General features: G+C 51.1%; 14 protein-coding genes. 2 read left to right on the forward strand and 12 right to left on the reverse strand.

Annotated elements, in window-relative coordinates; translation table 11 throughout:
- Positions 1-74: 74 nt before the first annotated feature.
- The 3 genes from JI741_RS21700 to JI741_RS21710 form a co-directional block, all read right to left on the reverse strand.
- Positions 75-842, reverse strand: coding sequence for a YdcF family protein (locus tag JI741_RS21700; protein WP_202013416.1), 768 nt, complete (start codon positions 840-842; stop codon positions 75-77).
- Between the two features lie 69 nt (positions 843-911).
- Positions 912-3971: an ATP-binding cassette domain-containing protein gene (locus tag JI741_RS21705; RefSeq protein WP_202013418.1), complete on the reverse strand. Its 3060-nt coding sequence runs from the start codon at positions 3969-3971 to the stop codon at positions 912-914.
- 113 nt (positions 3972-4084) lie between these two features.
- On the reverse strand, positions 4085-4975 hold the full coding sequence (locus JI741_RS21710) for a hypothetical protein (protein ID WP_202013419.1): 891 nt from the start codon (positions 4973-4975) through the stop codon (positions 4085-4087).
- Positions 4976-5115: 140 nt separating this feature from the next.
- Between JI741_RS21710 and JI741_RS21715 the strand changes: the two genes are divergently transcribed.
- Positions 5116-5526 (forward strand): response regulator, encoded by a 411-nt coding sequence (locus JI741_RS21715; protein WP_202013421.1) that lies wholly within the window; start codon positions 5116-5118, stop codon positions 5524-5526.
- A 123-nt stretch (positions 5527-5649) separates the two neighbouring features.
- Here the strand turns inward: JI741_RS21715 and JI741_RS21720 are convergent, their stop codons facing one another.
- The 6 genes from JI741_RS21720 to JI741_RS21745 form a co-directional block, all read right to left on the reverse strand.
- Positions 5650-6417 carry a LytR/AlgR family response regulator transcription factor gene (locus JI741_RS21720; protein ID WP_202013423.1) on the reverse strand — a complete coding sequence of 256 codons (768 nt, stop codon included), beginning with the start codon at positions 6415-6417 and terminating at the stop codon, positions 5650-5652.
- Positions 6414-7352: a sensor histidine kinase gene (locus JI741_RS21725; protein WP_202013425.1), complete on the reverse strand. Its 939-nt coding sequence runs from the start codon at positions 7350-7352 to the stop codon at positions 6414-6416. The genes JI741_RS21720 and JI741_RS21725 overlap by 4 nt, the downstream gene beginning before the upstream one ends.
- Positions 7353-7450: 98 nt before the next feature.
- Complete coding sequence (locus tag JI741_RS21730; RefSeq protein ID WP_202013427.1) at positions 7451-7858, reverse strand: hypothetical protein; 408 nt, start codon at positions 7856-7858, stop codon at positions 7451-7453.
- A gap of 150 nt (positions 7859-8008) precedes the next feature.
- Positions 8009-8701 carry a tetratricopeptide repeat protein gene (locus tag JI741_RS21735; RefSeq protein ID WP_202013429.1) on the reverse strand — a complete coding sequence of 231 codons (693 nt, stop codon included), beginning with the start codon at positions 8699-8701 and terminating at the stop codon, positions 8009-8011.
- Positions 8702-8732: 31 nt separating this feature from the next.
- Positions 8733-10886, reverse strand: a complete 2154-nt coding sequence (locus JI741_RS21740; RefSeq protein ID WP_202013431.1) for a TonB-dependent receptor — start codon at positions 10884-10886, stop codon at positions 8733-8735.
- Between the two features lie 110 nt (positions 10887-10996).
- Positions 10997-11428 (reverse strand): hypothetical protein, encoded by a 432-nt coding sequence (locus tag JI741_RS21745; RefSeq protein ID WP_202013433.1) that lies wholly within the window; start codon positions 11426-11428, stop codon positions 10997-10999.
- Positions 11429-11567: 139 nt separating this feature from the next.
- On the opposite strand from JI741_RS21745, the gene leuS reads away from it, so the two are divergent.
- Positions 11568-14348, forward strand: coding sequence for a leucine--tRNA ligase (gene leuS / locus JI741_RS21750; protein ID WP_202013435.1), 2781 nt, complete (start codon positions 11568-11570; stop codon positions 14346-14348).
- A gap of 123 nt (positions 14349-14471) precedes the next feature.
- Here leuS and JI741_RS21755 read toward each other — a convergent pair whose 3' ends face one another.
- The 3 genes from JI741_RS21755 to JI741_RS21765 form a co-directional block, all read right to left on the reverse strand.
- The gene (locus JI741_RS21755; RefSeq protein WP_202013437.1) at positions 14472-15329 is read right to left on the reverse strand and encodes a tetratricopeptide repeat protein; all 858 of its coding nucleotides are present in this window, start codon (positions 15327-15329) and stop codon (positions 14472-14474) included.
- A 257-nt stretch (positions 15330-15586) separates the two neighbouring features.
- Positions 15587-15946, reverse strand: coding sequence for a hypothetical protein (locus JI741_RS21760; protein WP_236676209.1), 360 nt, complete (start codon positions 15944-15946; stop codon positions 15587-15589).
- Positions 15947-16347: 401 nt separating this feature from the next.
- A complete protein-coding gene (locus tag JI741_RS21765) occupies positions 16348-18303 on the reverse strand; it encodes an NUMOD1 domain-containing DNA-binding protein (RefSeq protein ID WP_202013441.1) in 1956 nt (651 codons plus the stop codon).
- Positions 18304-18391 lie beyond the last annotated feature (88 nt).

The raw sequence follows: 18391 nt of genomic DNA on the forward strand, positions 1-18391 counted from the left end.
TGTTCGGTATGCGTTCTGATGTTTTCCTAATAAGGATTTTGTATTGCGTTCGGTTCACGATCGTCGTTTCTGTTTCAAATGTAACCCGCGGCTTTGTAGGCTGCCAGACCAATCCATTCTTTAAAAAGCTTTTGCCAAATGGCGATGGCGTCGAGCTTGGGCAACAGCAACGTTTCGATGGACCACACACGCGGATGTGAATAGAAGTCGGTGGTGAAAGGTTGCAGGTCCACACCCGCCTTATGATAGCACGCCAGTGAGCGGCGCATGTGAAAGGCCGAGGTGATGAGCAGACAGTTTGCCGCTTCGTAGTGCAGCGAGTCGAGCATGGGCTTCACGGCCACGGCCGACTCGTAGGTGTTGCGCGTTTCGTTTTCGATGTAGATGTCTTCTGGTGCCACGCCCATCATGATCATGGCCTTTCTGAATTTGTTGGCTTCGGGTTCGTCTTCACTCAGCAACATGCCCGAGCCGCCGCTGATGAGAATTTTTTTGATGAGGCCGAGCGAATACAGTTGCACCGTGTGCGTTACGCGGTCGGCGCCGCGATGAAAATACACGCGGTCGTCAGGCTTCAGGAAGGGCACGGTGGAGCCGGTGAGCACGATGCCCAGCGCATGGGGTTGCATGTCTTTGTAGGCTACCGTGGGCAATTCCCAGGCGTGCATGGCTTCGTTGGCGATAAAGTCGTTGGAGAAGAACACCAGCAAGCCAATGCCGGTCCAAAAGCAACGCCGGCGCCATACCATATTTTTCAGGAACGCGGAAAGGATCAGCACCACGAAGATGATCGTGAAGGGCATCACCAGGTAGCTTACGGTTTTCGAAAGAAAAAAGAACATAGTGCAATCGGGCTTGTAGATATTTGGGTCGCAGCGCTTTCGGCGCTGCGACCCACGAAGGTAGCGTGATTATTTTTTTCTATACAAAGGGTTCGACAGGTTGCTAATGCCATCGATGATTCTGCGCAGCACGTCGAAATACAACGCGAGTGCCAGCACCAGCGACATGGACCAGATCACCCCGGTGTTGAAATAGAACGTGTCGATGTTCCGGTTCAGGAAGTGTTTGGCCGGCATGTAGAACTGCGCATCGAAGTCGATGGCATGTTCCGGGTCGGGATCCTTGTATACGGGATAAATCTTTTGAATGAGCTTGCCGTCCATCTCCACAATGCGATGCGTTTCCTGCAGGTTTTTTACCAGGTCGGTGATGGCGTCGTTGTGATAGGCTTCGCGGAATTTATTGAAGGCCTCCTGCTTCTCGGGCGTGTTGGTGAGCTCGAAGATTTTTTTCTCTTTCGACTGGTCGGCCGTGTTGTAGCGGTTCACATAATATTTCTTCAGGTGTTCAAGATAGGTGGTGACTGCCGTGTAGGTGGCAGAGTCGAACGTGGCCGGGTCAAGCTTGTCGATGGCCGGGAGTGTCTGGCCGGTGTGTTCCAACGTGCCTTCCACTTCGCGACGGATTAGCTTCAGGTCAGTGGCCACTTTTTTCTGCACGTCGGGCTCGGTCGACTTGAAATTATTCAGGCTGTATTGCAGCTTGGTTTCAAGCTCCGGAATGAAGTATACTTTTTTGTAGTCGGCGTCGGCCATGGTTTTATCATACACAAAAAATTCGCGCTCGTAGGTATTGTCTTTGAACTGCGACACCATGGCGGCTTCGAAGGCCCATCGCGAGGCCATGAGGTCGCCCACCATGGGCACCGTGGCTGTGTTGCCAATGGCGGGATTGAGTTTATCAAACCGCACCACCACCCCACTCAGAATCAACTGCGGAATGAGCAACAGCGGAATGAGGATGTAGATCGTGACTGCCGAATTGAACGCCGACGAAATGTTCAATCCCAGCAGGTTGGCAAAGCAAGCCGTGGAAAACAGGATGAACCAGTGATGAAAGAACATGCCCTTTATCTCCAGGATATAATTCCCCACTGCCACAAACGCCAGGGTCTGCACAGCCGACAGGATGAAGAGTATGGAAATTTTTGAGAAGATGTAGCTGCTGCGGCTCAGGTGCAAAAAGGCTTCACGCTTCAATATTTTTCGATCGCGGATAATTTCTTCGGCGCTCACTGTAAGCCCCATGAAGAGCGCCACGATCACACTCATGAACAGGTAGGCCGGCAGGTTCAGGTTTTTGCTGAACGAATAGCCGGTCAGAAATTTGTCGTCCACATTGTAGTAGCGCACAATAAACGCCAGGATGAACGCCAGCACCGGAGCTTCCAGCAAGTTGATGATCATGTACTGGCGGTTGTGAATTTTTGCCTGGATATCGCGCATCGAAAACAGGTGGGCCTGTTTGAACCGCGTGGGTATGTTGAGCGTGGAGTGCGGCACTTCCTTGGACGGCTCTACCGAAAACGGGCGATAGTTGTTTTTGAAAATGGCGTTCCACTGCTCCGCCGATATTTTGCGCTCGTTGGTGAAGTGACCGTATTCGTTAATGACTTTTGTTTCGATGATGTTAAAGATCTGCTCGGGATTCACATTGCCGCATTCGTGGCACTCCCCTTCCTCGCTGTTCACCAGGTTGATGCTCTTCTTGAAATAGACGATAGAGTCCACCGGGTTGCCATAGTAGATCTGATATCCCCCCGAATCCAGAATGAGCAACTTGTCGAACATCTTAAAAATGTCGGACGACGGCTGGTGAATGACGGCGAACACAAGCTTGCCTTTCAGCGAAAGCTCTTTGAGCAGGTCGATGATGTTTTCGGAGTCGCGCGACGACAAGCCGCTGGTGGGCTCATCGCAAAACAGCACGGCCGGTTCGCGCAGCAATTCCAGGCCGATGTTGAGGCGTTTGCGTTGACCACCACTAATGGTTTTGCGCAAGGGCGAACCCACTTTCAGATCTTTTGTTTCGGCGAGGCCAAGATCTTCCAGCACTTTCATCACCAGCGTGTCGATCTCCGCTTCGGGCTTGTCGCTAAAACAAAGTTTGGCGGCGTAATAGAGATTTTGATAAACGGTGAGGTCTTCGATGAGCAGGTCGTCTTGCGGCACGAAGCCAATCACGCCCTCAATGCTTTTGGGGTTTTTATGAATGTCGATGCCGTTGATGAGCACCTGGCCCTGCGACGGACCGTCGGAGCCGTTGAGCACATGCAGCAAGGTCGATTTGCCCGCGCCACTGCCGCCCATCAGCGCGATGAGGTTGCCCGATTCTTCGGCGAGGTTTACTTCGCGCAGGCCCAGCTTGCCGTTCTTGAACTTGAAGCTAAGGTTGCGCCCTTCGAACGAGAGGCGCGGATAGCTTCCGAATTTTTTAAAGCGGTTCAGGATGTCGCCATAATACACCGGCTCGTCCTTTTCCCAGCGCAGCATGCTGCCCACGGCCAGAACGGCGATGCGTCCCGACTTCACGGGCACGCCGTTGAGGTAGACGTCGGAGCCGCCCAGGTATTTTATGAAATAGATTTCGGCGGTCTCCACATGCAGCACGGCCACGAAACCATTGAGGTGCGGACGCACGATGTGATGCGACTTCTGAAAATGTCCCGACGCCGACGCGTCCACGATGAGGATGTGGTCGTTGTCGAGCGCGGCCACCTGCTGGCCCAGGATGAATGTTTTGATGGCGTTAACATCGGCCGGGGCAATCTTGAAGTTTTCGCCGATGGCGTTGAGCAGCGCTTCTTCGCGGGCCGAGATGCTGCCGTCGGCCTGAATGATGTTGATGAGCTCCAGCACAATGACCACCTTCTGCTTTTGGGTGAGCAGCGGGTTCACTTCCTTGCAAAGGGCTTCCACGTTCACCAACTCGGCAGAGAGTTCGGCAGAGCGCGGGGGCAGGGCTTGCACATAGTCATCGAAAATCCTGAGATACGACTCCACTGCGGCGCGGCTTAGGTGCTCGTCGAGGAAGCGGCGAATCTGGTCGCGTTCCTGTTGCGTCACATCGTCTTCGTGGGCCACTACGGCAAACAATCGGAGGATGGCTTTGAGTAGCTGTTCGCTCATCGGATTAAGGTCAGGTCGTTAAAGATAGTCAAAGTGGTCTATACAACTGAAGCGAAAAAACAAGGGACTGGTGTTGCTACCAGTCCCTTTTTATTTGATCTGCAAAACGGCGGTTATTCCGTGATGCTCTTGCGCAATTTGTCAACAATCGTTGTGATCTCGATCAGGTTCTTGTCGGTGAGCACCAGATTGGCTTTGTTGTTCTTGATTTGTTCGTCGATGTTCAGGGCTGTGTAGGCTGCTTCGAGCGACTTCAGGTCGGCCACGATAGTCGTCACAGATTCTGTTTGTTCGCTGGCCGAAAGCATCTTGATGAGTTCCGAAACCGAGTTCTTCTGTTTCACCACCACACGCATCAGGGGTGTGAGCACCACGGCGCGCTGGTCGTTGGGCAGCAGATCTTTAGGATAAGATTTCACCAGACCTGTCGAAATGTAGAGACCTTCCACGAAGCTGCCGGTCACCACCAAAGCCGAAAGCTTTGTGCGGTTGTCGTCTTTCAGGAACAGTTCTGTTTTTTTGATCGTTTGGTTCAGGATGCTGGTCAGGGAATCCTTGTTGGAGATGTTTTCCTCGAATTTCTTCAACACGTCAGCATCAAACGAGCCGATAACGTTCATGTTATCCGCCAGGGTCTTTGCCGAGTTGAGGTAATCGATAGCCTCCTGAGTCTTGTCGTAAGAGCTAAGGTAGCCGATGTCGGCAGCGTAAACACCCAGGTTCAAAGCAGCCTTGTCGGCGCGTGACGCGTACTGATCAACTTTTGTACGGGGATTAACGAGGCTTTCGTTGAATTCGGCACCCGTGGCCTGCAACAGGTAAGGGATTTCGGTGGGGGAAGGAATATTATATACGACTTCTTCGATCTGTTTCTGCAAGCTCTCTTCAGCTTCCTTAAAGTCTGACGAGTTCTGGTCTTTTTCGCTGGAAGACTTTCCACATGAAGCCAAACCCGTGGCTATCAGGGCGCTAAAAGAGAAATAAAGGAGGTGTTTGAATTTCATGGTTAATGCTTAGGTGTTTAGAGTTTCAATTTTAATACATTTTTCAAAGCTTTAAAACCCGCCTTTTATAATTTTAGGTGATTTTTTCCCGTTTTGGTTACTTTTTACTAAGTTTAATAATGCACCTTTGAAAAAGTGTTATGCCCAAACCAAGCCTAGTAGATAAGACGGTGTTAATAGACGACAGTGACATAGACTTGTTCATTCAACGTCGGTTTCTGGAAGTTTACAATTTCTCTAACGAGCTGTTCTTATATAAATCTGCCGAAGAAGCACTCTCCTGGCTCAAGAACATCAATGGCGATCCCGCCCCCGACATCATCTTTCTGGATTTGAACATGCCCGAAATCGATGGCTTTTCGTTTTTGAAAAATTTCAAGGACCTCCCCGAGAAAATACAGACACACTCCAAGATCGTTGTGCTCACCAGCTCCAACAGCACAAAAGACCGCGATCAGGCCTTCACGTTCAACAATGTCATTCAGTTCATCACCAAGCCGCTGAAACAAACAGACATTGAAGAGCTGAAGAAACTCATCAACAAAAATTAATTCCGGCCAGGCGCATTACCGCTCAACCGGAAATTCAACCGATAACATTTCCAACAATACCCACAGAGGTGATGCGCTGATTTTCAGCGACAGCATTGGTACGTCCGCCTTAACACGTCACGTCTAGCGGTCGAGCCAGTCTTTAAATTCCTGCACACGTTCGCGGGCTACAATGATGTCGTTGTCGTCCGAATTTTTCAACACCAGCTTGAGGCGGCTGTTGGTGTGGCTGATCATGTCCACCAACGCCTCGGCCGACACAATGTATTTCCGGTTGATCCTGAAAAAGCGCTGCGGGTCCAACATACCTTCCAGCTGATCGAGGGTGAAGTCGAGAATGTTCTTGCGTCCATCGCGCATGTGGCCAAACGTGGTTTTTTCGAGGCTGAGAAAAAAGAGAATGTCCCCCACCTCCACCGACCGCAGGTGTTCGCCCACTTTGATGACGAAGCGGGTCTTGTATTTTTTGGTGAGCATGGCAATGGCCTGCTCAATATTCTCCAACGCGTTTTTGCTCTGTGGCGCAGGTTCCGTCTTCGCTAGCTTTTTGAATTTGGTGAGCGCGGCCGTCAGCTCATCTTTGTCGACCGGCTTCAGAATGTAGTCGATGCTGTTCACCTTGAAGGCCTTCAGCGCATATTCGTCGTAGGCCGTGGTGAAGATCACGGGCGAGTGCACTTCGCACTGTTCAAAAATCTGGAAGCTGATGCCATCGGCCAGCTGGATGTCCATGAAGATGAGGTCGGGTGTGGCGTTGCCCTTGATCCACGCCACGGCGTTTTTCACAGTGTCGATTTTGCGGAGCACCACGGCCTCGGGCACGATGGTTTTCACCAGCGTTTCCAGGCGTTGTGCTGCCAGGGGTTCGTCTTCGATAATCAGGATGTTCATGCAGGAAGGATCGGAAGCTTCACGGTGAATTTTTCATTTTGGACAACCTCCACGGCTTTGTCGCTGAGGAACTCGTAGCGTTTCACAATGTTCTCCAGCCCCAGCCCCGAAGACTCTTCGAGTGTCACGGATTTTTTCTGCAGATTGTTCTCCACGACAATGAAGCCGCCTTCCGCAAATAGCCGGATCGTTAAGGGATTGTCTTCCGAAATCACATTGTGTTTGATGGCGTTCTCTACCAGCATCTGCAACACCAGGGGCGCCACCATGCTTTCCACGTCGGCGAGCCGCACATCCATTTTTAGTTTCTCGCCAAAGCGGATCTGTTGCAGGAACAAATAGGCGTCGAGAAATTTCCGTTCGTCTGCCAGGTTCACCACTTCCTTGTCGCGCGTGTCGAGCACGTAGCGGTAGACTTCCGAAAGCTGTTTGATAAATTTTACGGCCTTGTCCTGGTCGTCGTAGACGAGGTTTGTCAACGCGTTAAATGAGTTGAACAGGAAGTGCGGGTTCACCTGATTCTTCAGGCTTTCGTATTTGGCGATGGAACTCTCTTTCTTAAATTTTTCCGACTCAATGGCCATGTCGCGCCAGTTGAACAGGAACGAGCGGCTGGTCATGAACAACGTAATCACAAAGGTGATGGCAATGGTGGTGTAGCCGGTTTGCTCAAGCGAGGAGAACCGCATGCTGAAAACAAGTTCAAAAAATTTTGTCAACAACACGATGGCAATAAGCGTGTAGACCACCATCACCAGAATGCCCACGGCAAAGCGCTGAAGTGGCTTTTTTGTCCACTCAATTTTGTGATCGAGGTAGTCGGCCAGGTATTCATTTCCAAACCACATAAACATCCAGGACGTGACCATGAATGTTGCCACTTTCAGAAACACGTGCAGCACGGTGTGGCAGGTGGTGCATTCGAGGTAAGTCATGATGATGGCCCCCGCCAGCAGCCACGGTATCAGTTTTAGCCGACACCGGAGGTAGGACAGAAAAGGTTGCGGGGATTTTTGAGTTTTATCGTGTGGCATCAGCGTAACAATCCGATGCCAAGAATAATAAGGGAAAGCGCCAAAACAAAAATCCCCACATAAATAAGTTTGATAAGGCCATTGGGTTTGGTCGCACCCTTGTTGAGGGCACACGCAAAGAACCCGCCGCTGATGAGCAGTGCCGCCGTGGGAACGCCTGCGCGCACCAACCAATTCAAGCCCACGGGCAACGTGGCGTCGTCGGCCATGAGCTGGCAAATAAGCGACAGGATCACGATCACCCCGGCGTGGGCATGGCCCGCCCGGAACATCGACTTCTGGAACCCGGTGAATTCCATCTTCTGAAATTTTCCGGTCAACACCGTCAGCAAAAAATAGCCACCATATTCAATGGTGGGAATGGTGAGCAAAGTGATGCCCGACATGAGTTTGGCTTCGTAGGTCATACGTTCGTTTTGTTTTTTTATTTAGTTCTTCCCTGCACGAAACAGCGATCAGCGAAGAAGGTGAAGCGCAGTTGCTTCACCTTCTCTAAGATAAACCATTTTGGATCGCACGTCGCATCGGTTTCCCGTCGACATGTTTGTGTTTCGCTGCTATTTACATTTCTCTTTCAGACCCATGGCCATGCCCTTGCCCCACTGCGGCGCGAGTTCGCTTGTGGCCTTGAAGGTTTCGAATTTCTCAAGTGATTTGTTCAACGTTCCACACGCTTCTTCGGTCGACGATCCAAAAAACTGCGCCGTGCCATATTGCATCTGGGCCAGCAACGCCAGGGCGCGGGGATTTTCCGGATTGAGTGCTACGGCCTTGTGAAAGCTTTGTGTTGCCAGGCCGGAATACTGCTGCCCGCGCGTGGCCGGGTCGACGGTGACGCGGATCATGTGGATGAACCCTTCGAGTGCCGTGATTTCGGAGTCGCCCTGCTGAAGCGCCTTTGCTTTGTCGAGGGCGGTGGTGGCCTGGTCGAGGTAGCCATCTTTTTTGGCGCCATCCTTTTCGCGGTTGGCCATCATCACATAGCCAAACGAGGCATAATAGAACGGCTCCCACTTCGATTTTTCGGCGGTGCCGATGCGCTCCAGCGTGTTCACTGTGTTTTGCAATTCAGCAACAGTCTGCTGTGTGTAAACGGCCTGTATGTTTTTCTGCATCGCCTCTGTGTACTTATCTGTGGCACGCGACGACAACGGCAAGGCCACCAGAAGAAACAGCACGATGTGCAGGAAACGCGAGACGCTAATGTTTTGCTTAGATACTGTGGAGTGAAGGTTCATAGAAGTTTTCATAACTTATTTTTTTTAGGGTGAAGGATTATTTTTAAAGTGTTGGCAATTGGTTTGTTGATTTGTCTTTGGAGAGGGTGATGAAAATGCCGACGAACAAAAATCGCGGTGCAGGCTGGCGTATGGCCCGGCTGCCATACACACCCGAAGCATCGGGCGTGGTAGCATATTCATAGCCAAAAATATTGTCGCGGCCCAGCACGTTGGTACACGACACGTGCACAATGATGTAGGGCTTGGGCAGATACGAAAGGTTCACGCTGAGGTCGGCATAGTAGGGTGTTTTCCCGCCGTTGAAGACCGCCGTGTTCGGATTGTTGTAAGGACGGCCGGTGGTGTAGGAATAGGTCACACCAACCTGTGTCTTGAGGGGCGTCACAAAATATTTGGTAACCAGCGACACGTTGTGCGCCGACGCAAAGGTGGGCACGGCACGTTGTGGAAAGTCGAGGTAGTTGCGTTTGGTGTCGAGGAACGAATACGAAAGCCAGTAGTCAACATTTTTGATCGACTTGTAGTCGCGCCAGAAAAATTCCACGCCTTGTGCATAGCCGTCGCCGCCGTTGTAGAGCTGGAGCGGATCGGCATTCCGGTATTTCACCAGGTCGTTGTAGCGTTTGTAGTAGGCTTGCAGGCGCAGAGTTCGGTTGTTCTCCATCACCTGATAGTTCAGGATGAAGTGCTCGGCCTTTTCGGAGCTCAGGGTGCTGTTGACACGAAGCATTTCGTTTTTGGCCGCCTGGCGAAACGTGCCATACGCAAAGTAGACCTGGCTGATCTTGCCTGTTTTGTAGGCCAGCGACACACGCGGATCTACGCTGAACTTTTGGTTGAGGCTGTTGTATTCCGCCCGCGCGCCGCCCTGCATCACAAACTTGTTGCTGGTGTAGACGTCGGCTTCCACAAAGGCTGAAGAAAGTGTTTCGTTGAACGACAGCGTATAGTCCTGCCCCACCTTCAGATCGAAAGCCTGATCGTAGTTTCGTTGAATCACTTCGGCACCGGCCTTCACTTCCACTTTGTCGGACAGCGAACCTTCGAAAACCGTTTTGGCATGAACACCCTTTTGTGTTTCCACAATGTTGTCGTCGTTTAGCCAGGTGTTGTTTTTGATGCCGGTATACGAAAGACCGCCGCGCACATTCCACTTCTCGTTGAGCATGGTTTTGTAGAAGCCGTTCAGGTAGCGATAGTCGTTGGTGAGGTCGTAGAGTGATGTGTTGCTGTGGTCTTCGATGGCGTGGTTATAGAGCGCGAAGTCCGAATGGTTGTAGTTGCCATACACCTTCACCATGCCTTGTTTGCCGACGCGTTGCCGAAAAGCGCCGATGCCTTCGATGGACGCGGGCGGTGTTTTCCAGTCGATCTCCTGGTTGATGAGGCCGTAGTAGGGACGGATGTTTGTGTATTGCACCTTGCCCGCCACCGAGCCCCCATCCCAAGCCTGCGTGTGAGCCACGTCGGCACCAACCGACAGGATGCCGATGTCGGTGCGTGTCATCTCCGCTTCGTCTTTCGAATCGAGCGCCAGCACCGACGACAACGCTTGTCCATACTCGGCAGAATATCCACCCGTGCTAAAACTTGTGCCTTTGAACATGAAGGGCAGGAACCTTCCGCGCGACGGTGTGTTGGGTGCCGAGGTGCCATAGGCATCGAGCACCAGCATGCCGTCGATGAATGTGCGTGTTTCGCTGCCATCGCCGCCGCGCACAAAGAGCCTTCCGGTCTCCCCCACTTTTTGCGTCCCCGGCAGTGTGTTCAACGCGCCTGCAATGTCGGCCGTGGCGCCAGCGGTTGTCGCGATGTCGATGGCCTTGAACACAGTGCGGCGCGAGGCGTCGCCAGCGGTGAACGAACCGGCGGTGATCGTCACGGCTTCCAGCTCGTTGATGGTTTCTTCGAGCGCAATCGCCACCACCAACGGGGTGGTTCCCAGCGTGACAGCGCGGCGATTTTCCTTGAAGCCAATGAACGACACTACCAGCGTTTGCTGACCCTGTTCGGATGTGGTGAAGCTGAAGTTGCCATTCGCGTCAGACGTGGTGCCGTCGTAGGTGTTGGCCAGCGTGATGTTGGCGCCGGGAATGCCCTCACCTTTGGTGTCGGTGACTTTGCCCGAAAGGGTAGTCTGCGCCACAACGGCGTGAAGCATGAGCAGAAAAAAAACGGTAAAGAGTAGTTTCATAGGGAATCTTTTGTCGTATTACCGTGTAAAGATTCCCGCAGAATGTGGGGTTTGCCAATGGGAGTTACTGAACTGTTGGCGGAGGTGGATGAACTGTGGCTTTCGGGCGACTAGGCCTGACTTTCCAACAAGCCTTTTTTGATATCTTCATACATTCTGAACCCTTCGATCAGAATTTCCTCCAGTTCTTCATAGTTGGCAAATCGCGGAGGTTTGAAGTTATCATCCGTACTCACAAACGTACACATATACCTGAACGGCCCTCCATCGCCCTCGCCATCCACTGTGGTACTGAATATGAAGTCAACAATACCAATGTCAGTACTTAAATTCAGACTCAGGTTAGGCTGAACATTATCGATTTCGAAGAATTTACCATTCTTATGATAGCGGCACACATACCCCAACTTTTCAATGATTGCCTGTACTTTTTCAGGATCCGCCTTTCTGAAAAAATTTCTGTGCGAATGCTTGTCAAACAACGCAACGTATCTGCTCTTAAAATCTATTCTCAACAAAACGCTTTTTAGTCTTTCCGTCATTCCATTCGGGTTTGCTGCTGGTCAAATTTAGATAATCCGCCTTCCGAAAAGGAAGAACTTATTCTGCCAGCCACCTTTTCGACGGGCAACCACGTTCTTTTTCCCTAAATCCTTATTTTTGCACCCTTATCACTACAACATGGCCGATTACAGCAAAGAAGAAATTAAGCGTATTGAAGAAAAATGGCGGGCGGCGTGGCAACAGAAGGGCGTCTATAAAACTGACAATCATTCAGATAAGCCAAAATACTATGTGCTGGACATGTTCCCCTACCCTTCCGGTGCGGGCCTCCACGTAGGGCATCCCCTGGGCTACATCGCGTCCGACATTGTGTCGCGCTACAAGCGCCTCAAGGGCTTCAACGTGCTTCACCCCATGGGCTTCGATGCATTCGGCCTGCCCGCAGAACAATATGCCATCCAAACCGGCCAACACCCGCGCCTGACCACCGAGAAAAACATTGCCACCTACATCGAGCAGCTGCGCAAGATCGGTTTCTCCTACGACTGGGACCGCAAGGTGGAAACCAGCGATCCATCGTATTACAAGTGGACGCAGTGGATCTTCATGCAGCTGTTCAACGCCTGGTATGACCGCAACACCAATCAGGCCCAACCCATAGCACAACTGATTGCCACTCTCGACAAACAAGGCAACGCGGGCATCAACGCCGTGTGCGACGACGAAACACCCGCCATCAGCGCGCAGCAGTGGTCGGCGTTCAACACCAAAGAGAAAGAAGATTTCCTCCAAAAATACCGCATTGCCTACCTGGCCGAAACCATGGTGAACTGGTGCGCCGCACTGGGCACCGTGCTCTCGAACGACGAAGTGAAAGACGGCGTGAGCGAACGCGGAGGCTACCCGGTGGAACGCATCAAGATGCTGCAATGGAACATGCGCATCGCCGCCTATGCCGAACGCCTCCTCAACGGACTGGACACCATCGACTGGCCCGAGCCCGTGAAAGAAATGCAACGCAACTGGATCGGCAAATCGGTGGGCTGCGAGCTGGACTTTAAACTGGCCGACGGCACCGACACCATCCGCGTGTTCACCACCCGCATCGACACCATATATGGCGTGACCTTTATGGTGATTGCACCCGAACACGAACTGGTAGATAAAATCACCACGGCCGACCAACGCAAGGTCGTGACCGACTACGTGGAAATAGCAAAGAACCGCAGCGAACGCGAACGCATGAGCGAAGTGAAACGCATCAGCGGCGCCTTCACCGGTGCGTATGTCATCAACCCGTTCAACAACGAGAAGGTGCCCGTGTGGATTGCCGACTATGTGCTGGCTGGCTATGGCACCGGCGCCGTGATGGCCGTGCCCTCAAGCGACACCCGCGACTACGCCTTTGCCAAACACTTCAACCTGCCCATCGTGGACGTGTTGGAAGGCCCCACGAGCGACATCACCAAAGACAACTTCGAACCCAAGTCGGGCAGCATGATAAACTCCGGCGACCTGAATGGGTTGCCGTGGCAACAAGCCATCGAGAAAGCTTTGCAACGCGTGGAGACACTCGGCATCGGCGTGCGCAAAGTGAACTACCGCATGCGCGACGCCATCTTCGGACGGCAGCGTTATTGGGGCGAACCCTTCCCCGTGTATTTCGACAACGGCATTCCGAAACTTGTAGACGAAAAAGATCTCCCCGTGACTTTGCCCGAGATCGATGCCTACAAACCCACCGAAACCGGCGAGCCTCCACTGGGTCGTGCCAAAGACTGGACCTATAAAGGTCACCCCTACGAGCTCACCACCATGCCCGGCTGGGCTGGGTCGAGCTGGTATTGGTTCCGGTATATGGATCCGAAAAACGAGAAGGAGTTCGCGTCCAAAGAAGCATTGGCCTATTGGAAAGACGTGGATCTCTACATCGGTGGCTCGGAGCATGCCACAGGCCACTTGTTGTATTCGCGCTTCTGGAACAAGGTGATGAAAGATCTGGGCTATGTGGCCTCCGAAGAGCCTTTCAAGAAATTGATTAACCAGGGTCACATACAAGGCATTTCCAAACTTGCCTACCGCGTGAACGGCACCAGCAAGTTTGTGTCTCACAACCTGCGCAAAGACTATGAAGTGACGCCGTTGCACGTAGACGTTACGTTTGTGGATGGCGATGTGTTGGATGTTGAGAAATTCAAAAACTGGCGCGACGATCTGAAGAACATCGAGCTGATTCTGGAAGATGGCAAATACATCTGCGGATCGGAAGTGGACAAGATGTCGAAGCGCTACTATAACGTGGTGAACCCCGACGACATGGTGAACAACTATGGCGCCGACACCCTGCGCATGTACGAAATGTTTCTCGGCCCGCTGGAGTTGTCGAAGCCCTGGAACACCAACGGCATCGACGGCGTGTTCAAATTCCTGCGTCGCTTCTGGAACCTGTTTCACGACAATCAGGGCGCCTTCCGCGTGAGTAACGACGAACCTACGCGCGACGAACTGAAGGTGCTGCACAAAACGCTGAAGAAAATCGAATATGATATCGAACATTTCTCATTCAACACCTCGGTGAGCGAGTTCATGATCTGCAGCAACGAGCTCAGCGCCATGAAATGCAACAAACGCGCCGTGCTGGAACCGCTGCTGATCACCCTCGCCCCCTTCGCCCCACACATCGCCGACGAGCTGTGGGAAAAGCTGGGCCATGCAGACACCATCCTGAACGCCACCTTTCCGAAACACAACGAAGAATACCTCACAGAAAGCTCGTTCGAATATCCCATCTCCATCAACGGCAAAGTGCGCGTAAAAATGAACTTCGCCCTCGACATGCCCAAAGATGACATTGAGAAACTGGTGATCGCTTCGGAGATCGTTCAGAAATGGACCGAAGGCAAAGCACCGAAGAAGGTGATTATCGTTCCGGGAAAAATTGTGAATGTGGTGATCTGACAGATCTAATATCGATGAAATAAAACAGTACAGCTTCATTGAGGCTGTGCTGTTTTTATTTCTATTCTATGCCAAGCGACACCTTATACTGTTGCTCTGAATAGGAAGCAATATCATTTGCCCTCATTCATAACTGTGCTGATCATAATAATCAATACCCGTTTCCTCAAACCACGTTTCCAAAGTTCTCGACAGCAGTTCTTCAGACGTAGACGCGATGCCAATGAGAAACTCATCAACGTCTTTTTTCAAATCCTCATCATGTTTCTCATGAGGAGTGCCTTCACTACATTTCCGGCAAAGCAGGCGCACCGTTGTGGTCCAATTCTGAATCTCGATATCAACGGCTTTACAACGCCCCTCTAAATCTTTATACTGCGATTCACTCAAGACCCTGCACTTGAGGCTGAACGTTTGATATCGCGACTGCTCAAGATGTTGAAGTTCGTCGAACACCGGATATTTCACCCCGTCCGACATTCTGTATCCGTTGGGAGCACCGTCGTTAAGTATCATGTCGCGAAACCTATGCTTTGGCGCAAAGCAGGGTATGTTCAGAATGACCGCTCTAGCCGGGCAGATACGTCTGGCCCACACTACTTCGGCCTTGTTGGATGGATCTATGCGCACAGGGGAATCGCCAACATTACCCGCAGTGTCCTCATCGATCAACTCGTATTTCATACCAAAAAAATTCCAGCACTGGCGCGCCAGCTTCCAATCTTTCAACATGGTGGCGGCGATGCCTAAATTCCAGTGCGCTCCTGCATTGTCTGACTCGAGAGCAACGGCGCGTTTGTTGTGATAATACGACTTATCCCAGGTGTTCTGGTATTTATAGATCAAGCCCAAATTGTAGTGAACGATAGCCCAGTCTTCTTTTTCTGCAAGAATCTTTTCATACAACACAATGGCTTCTTCCTGATTGCCCCGATCGCTGGTGGCAAGGGCCTTATCAAAGAGTTTCTGTAGGCTCGGCATGTGAACCGCAATATATTATCTGTTCGCCAATCCTGTCAATTACCAAATTATTAATATGAGAAAAACCATTGCTAACGACGTCACCGGTCGTGCCATAGTCTCCGTTTCGGGACTATGGCGTCACTTACTGCGCATTCCCTTCAGTTGAACATTACGTTTCAAAGTCACACAGTTCCCTGCGCGGCGACCGATAACGTTGGTAAAAAAGACCTGTTTTTCTAACACAGAAGACTGCCGTATTCACCGATGTCAGCTTGTCAGGCAACACAAAAAAAATGACGCAACACATAAAAAAATAACGGCAAAATGTCCAAGGAAGCAATTGAATGCACGACGTTGCCCATTGAAGCGAGGGCCGTGTTGATTGTAATAATTTCCATTACAATGAAAATAAAATTCGTTTCAATGAATGCTAGGCTGATTTCAAGGAAAAAAAACCACACTTCAATTGAATGGCATTTTTTTACATGTGGCACAGTAAAAATTACAATTGAAACGGCGGGCGTGTTCACTGAAATATTTTCCGTTACGGCTGGAATACTTTCCGTTACCATTGCATAATTTCCTTTTACAATGAAAAGAATTTCCGAAACACCAGGTAGATTTTTCCTTTTCATGGTCTGCCCGAATACTACAACTGATTGCCGCGCCGAGTCAATTGAAAAAAATTCGGCTGCACATGACACGGTGGGATTGTTGCATGCAAATAAATTAATTTTCAATTGAGACGTAATTCACTATCCCTGCACAGAAACTTTTGTCATGTGTATCCCGAATTATCCCTCTTGTATCCCTCTTGTATCCCTTTTTGTGTTAATTGCGCGGCGAATTTTCCCAACTGCTTCCCCAAATATCTTCTGTGTTTCGGAAATCAAAATCGTGGAATGGACTTTGAAAATGATGTTTCGATAAGAAACACCGGCAGGCCCTTCGTTTTTCCACAAGTGAAACGCAGATATTCATTACATCCTTTTTCGCTGACGTTTTGTCATTCGTACGCGTGTGGATTTCCGCAAAATCACTCCACCAACCTCCACAAAAAACCACCTGCCGATTTCGACTTCCCATTCACCACCGACGATATGCGCCCCAAGCCAATGCCCTCTTCTATAGCCGCTGCGCGAAGGCTGGGATATTCGCGAACAAACTCGCCTTCAATAGTGTACTTCGCCACCTTCTTGCTCATGCGCTCCACAGCTTCGCGGGTCGAGGCAAAGTGTGCTTCCACGTCGATTCGTTTGGAGGTGTCGTCATATTTCCAGATGTAGCCGCCGGTTGATTTCAATTTTCCACGGGCCACTTGCGAGATGCTGGTGGCGCTCACACCGGTGGCGGCTTCGGCTTTTTTTGTGCTTTCGTAGACGCCTACTTTGCGACCCTTCAGGTCGTATTGTGTAACTTTTTTTGCCTGGTTGGCCGCGGGTGTTTTGGCCAGCGCGCCGCGATACAGGTTTCCTTTCGTGCGCCACACAAATCCTCCTGCCGAACGCGTAGCCTTGTTCAACACAGTGGATATGCCCCCGGCGCTCACGCCCACCGCACGGGCCGCGTCGGTCATGCTGGAGTACACGGCAAGTTTTTTTCCTTCGATGGAATACTGAATCACTTCCGTGCCCCCCACGTCGCTGAGCGTGTAAGCCGAGGGCTTAAATTCCGACAACTTCTTCACTTCTTCGGGCCGGGCTTTTCGCCATATAAATCCGCCTGCCGTTTTGTTTGCACCAATCACATTTTTTTGAATGTTGGCACTGGTGAGGCCCGAGGCCTTGGCCGCTTCTTCGATGGTGTGATAGGTGTTCAGTCGTTTTCCCTCGGGCGAACATTGTGTGACAGGTTTGCCTACGCTATAGTGCTTGAATTCGCCACGGTATGAATCGTTTTCAAATCGCCACACAAATCCGTGCGAAACACGGGTTCGTTTGTGGGCACAGTCAAGCAGTGTGGCGGCGGTGAATCCTGTTTGCGCCGAGGCTTCGTTTGCACTGTCAAAGCGCGCCACCACCTTTCCCTCAAGGCTATATTGCACGATCTTTTTCGCCTTGTTCTTGATCTTGTTTTTAAATTCTCCCCGGTAAGGATTGTCGTCATAGCGCCACACATATCCACCCGCGATCCGCGACTTTCCCAAAGCACACTTGCTGATGGTGCCGGAGTCCAGTCCATTTTTTCTTCCCGCCTCCTTCAAACTTGGATATCGCTTCAGCATCTTGCCGCTCAGCTCATATTGTGTGACGGGCTTTTCGTAGGAGAAGTCGGCGTGTTCGCCTTTGTAGGGATCGCCTTTGAAACGGTATATAAACCCATTCAACTGAACGAGCTTCTTTGAAGCCACGTCGCGAATGCTGACACGATAGGATTTGTTTGCTTTCGCCGCTTCGGCCACGCTGGCATAGGTCTTCACGATTTTTCCGTCGAGGGCATACTTAATAATCGGCCGGGGTGCGTTGGACTCTGACCACGTGAGTTTATCCTTGTCCTTCTTGATGATTCGGCCGGTGCGGGGAATTCTGTTGAGGCGAAGGTTGTGCGAATACAGCTGTGTGCCGTTCATCAGCACCAGGTTGTCGGCGCGGTTGTTGCAATTGTCGCCATCCTTGTGCACCACCGCCAGTCGTTCGTCTTCCAGGTTGATTGGTGTCACGAAATAGTGGTATACGAGCCGGTTAACTTTAAACGAATGGCTTGTGCGCTCGTAGCGCAGTTTCACCGACAACTGTTTCGTATAGGTTTTGATGTGCTTGTTGTAGTAGAGCGTCACGTTCTGTTTCCGAATGCGTTCTTTCGTAAAATAAAGTTGCCCGCGGGTTGAAAGGATGGGGCGGGGTGCGGCCCAGATACGTCCGTAGTTCGAGATGCAATAACATCCGTCGAAGCCAGCAATGTCATGCCAGGTTTCGTTCTCCATGCTTTCCAGGGAAAAGTTCATGAAGGGATATTTAGTATACTCTTCCGGCTTGGGTTTCTTACGATCCATGATTAAACGTTGACTCGTTTCTGAATACACATCTGTTGAAATGAAGTAACCCCGTCGACCTTCAACAGGCGATTCCTTCATTGTCAAA

Origin of the sequence: Chryseolinea lacunae, assembly GCF_016735595.1 — a bacterium.
Lineage (GTDB): Bacteria > Bacteroidota > Bacteroidia > Cytophagales > Cyclobacteriaceae > Chryseolinea > Chryseolinea lacunae.

Bases quoted from the DNA above. Each gene is read 5' to 3' on its own strand.
- JI741_RS21700 (WP_202013416.1), bottom strand. From the start codon at position 842: ATGTTCTTTTTTCTTTCGAAAACCGTAAGCTACCTGGTGATGCCCTTC.
- JI741_RS21705 (WP_202013418.1), bottom strand. From the start codon at position 3,971: ATGAGCGAACAGCTACTCAAAGCCATCCTCCGATTGTTTGCCGTAGTG.
- JI741_RS21710 (WP_202013419.1), bottom strand. From the start codon at position 4,975: ATGAAATTCAAACACCTCCTTTATTTCTCTTTTAGCGCCCTGATAGCC.
- JI741_RS21715 (WP_202013421.1), top strand. From the start codon at position 5,116: ATGCCCAAACCAAGCCTAGTAGATAAGACGGTGTTAATAGACGACAGT.
- JI741_RS21720 (WP_202013423.1), bottom strand. From the start codon at position 6,417: ATGAACATCCTGATTATCGAAGACGAACCCCTGGCAGCACAACGCCTG.
- JI741_RS21725 (WP_202013425.1), bottom strand. From the start codon at position 7,352: ATGACTTACCTCGAATGCACCACCTGCCACACCGTGCTGCACGTGTTT.
- JI741_RS21730 (WP_202013427.1), bottom strand. From the start codon at position 7,858: ATGACCTACGAAGCCAAACTCATGTCGGGCATCACTTTGCTCACCATT.
- JI741_RS21735 (WP_202013429.1), bottom strand. From the start codon at position 8,701: ATGAAAACTTCTATGAACCTTCACTCCACAGTATCTAAGCAAAACATT.
- JI741_RS21740 (WP_202013431.1), bottom strand. From the start codon at position 10,886: ATGAAACTACTCTTTACCGTTTTTTTTCTGCTCATGCTTCACGCCGTT.
- JI741_RS21745 (WP_202013433.1), bottom strand. From the start codon at position 11,428: ATGACGGAAAGACTAAAAAGCGTTTTGTTGAGAATAGATTTTAAGAGC.
- leuS (WP_202013435.1), top strand. From the start codon at position 11,568: ATGGCCGATTACAGCAAAGAAGAAATTAAGCGTATTGAAGAAAAATGG.
- JI741_RS21755 (WP_202013437.1), bottom strand. From the start codon at position 15,329: ATGCCGAGCCTACAGAAACTCTTTGATAAGGCCCTTGCCACCAGCGAT.
- JI741_RS21760 (WP_236676209.1), bottom strand. From the start codon at position 15,946: ATGAAAAGGAAAAATCTACCTGGTGTTTCGGAAATTCTTTTCATTGTA.
- JI741_RS21765 (WP_202013441.1), bottom strand. From the start codon at position 18,303: ATGGATCGTAAGAAACCCAAGCCGGAAGAGTATACTAAATATCCCTTC.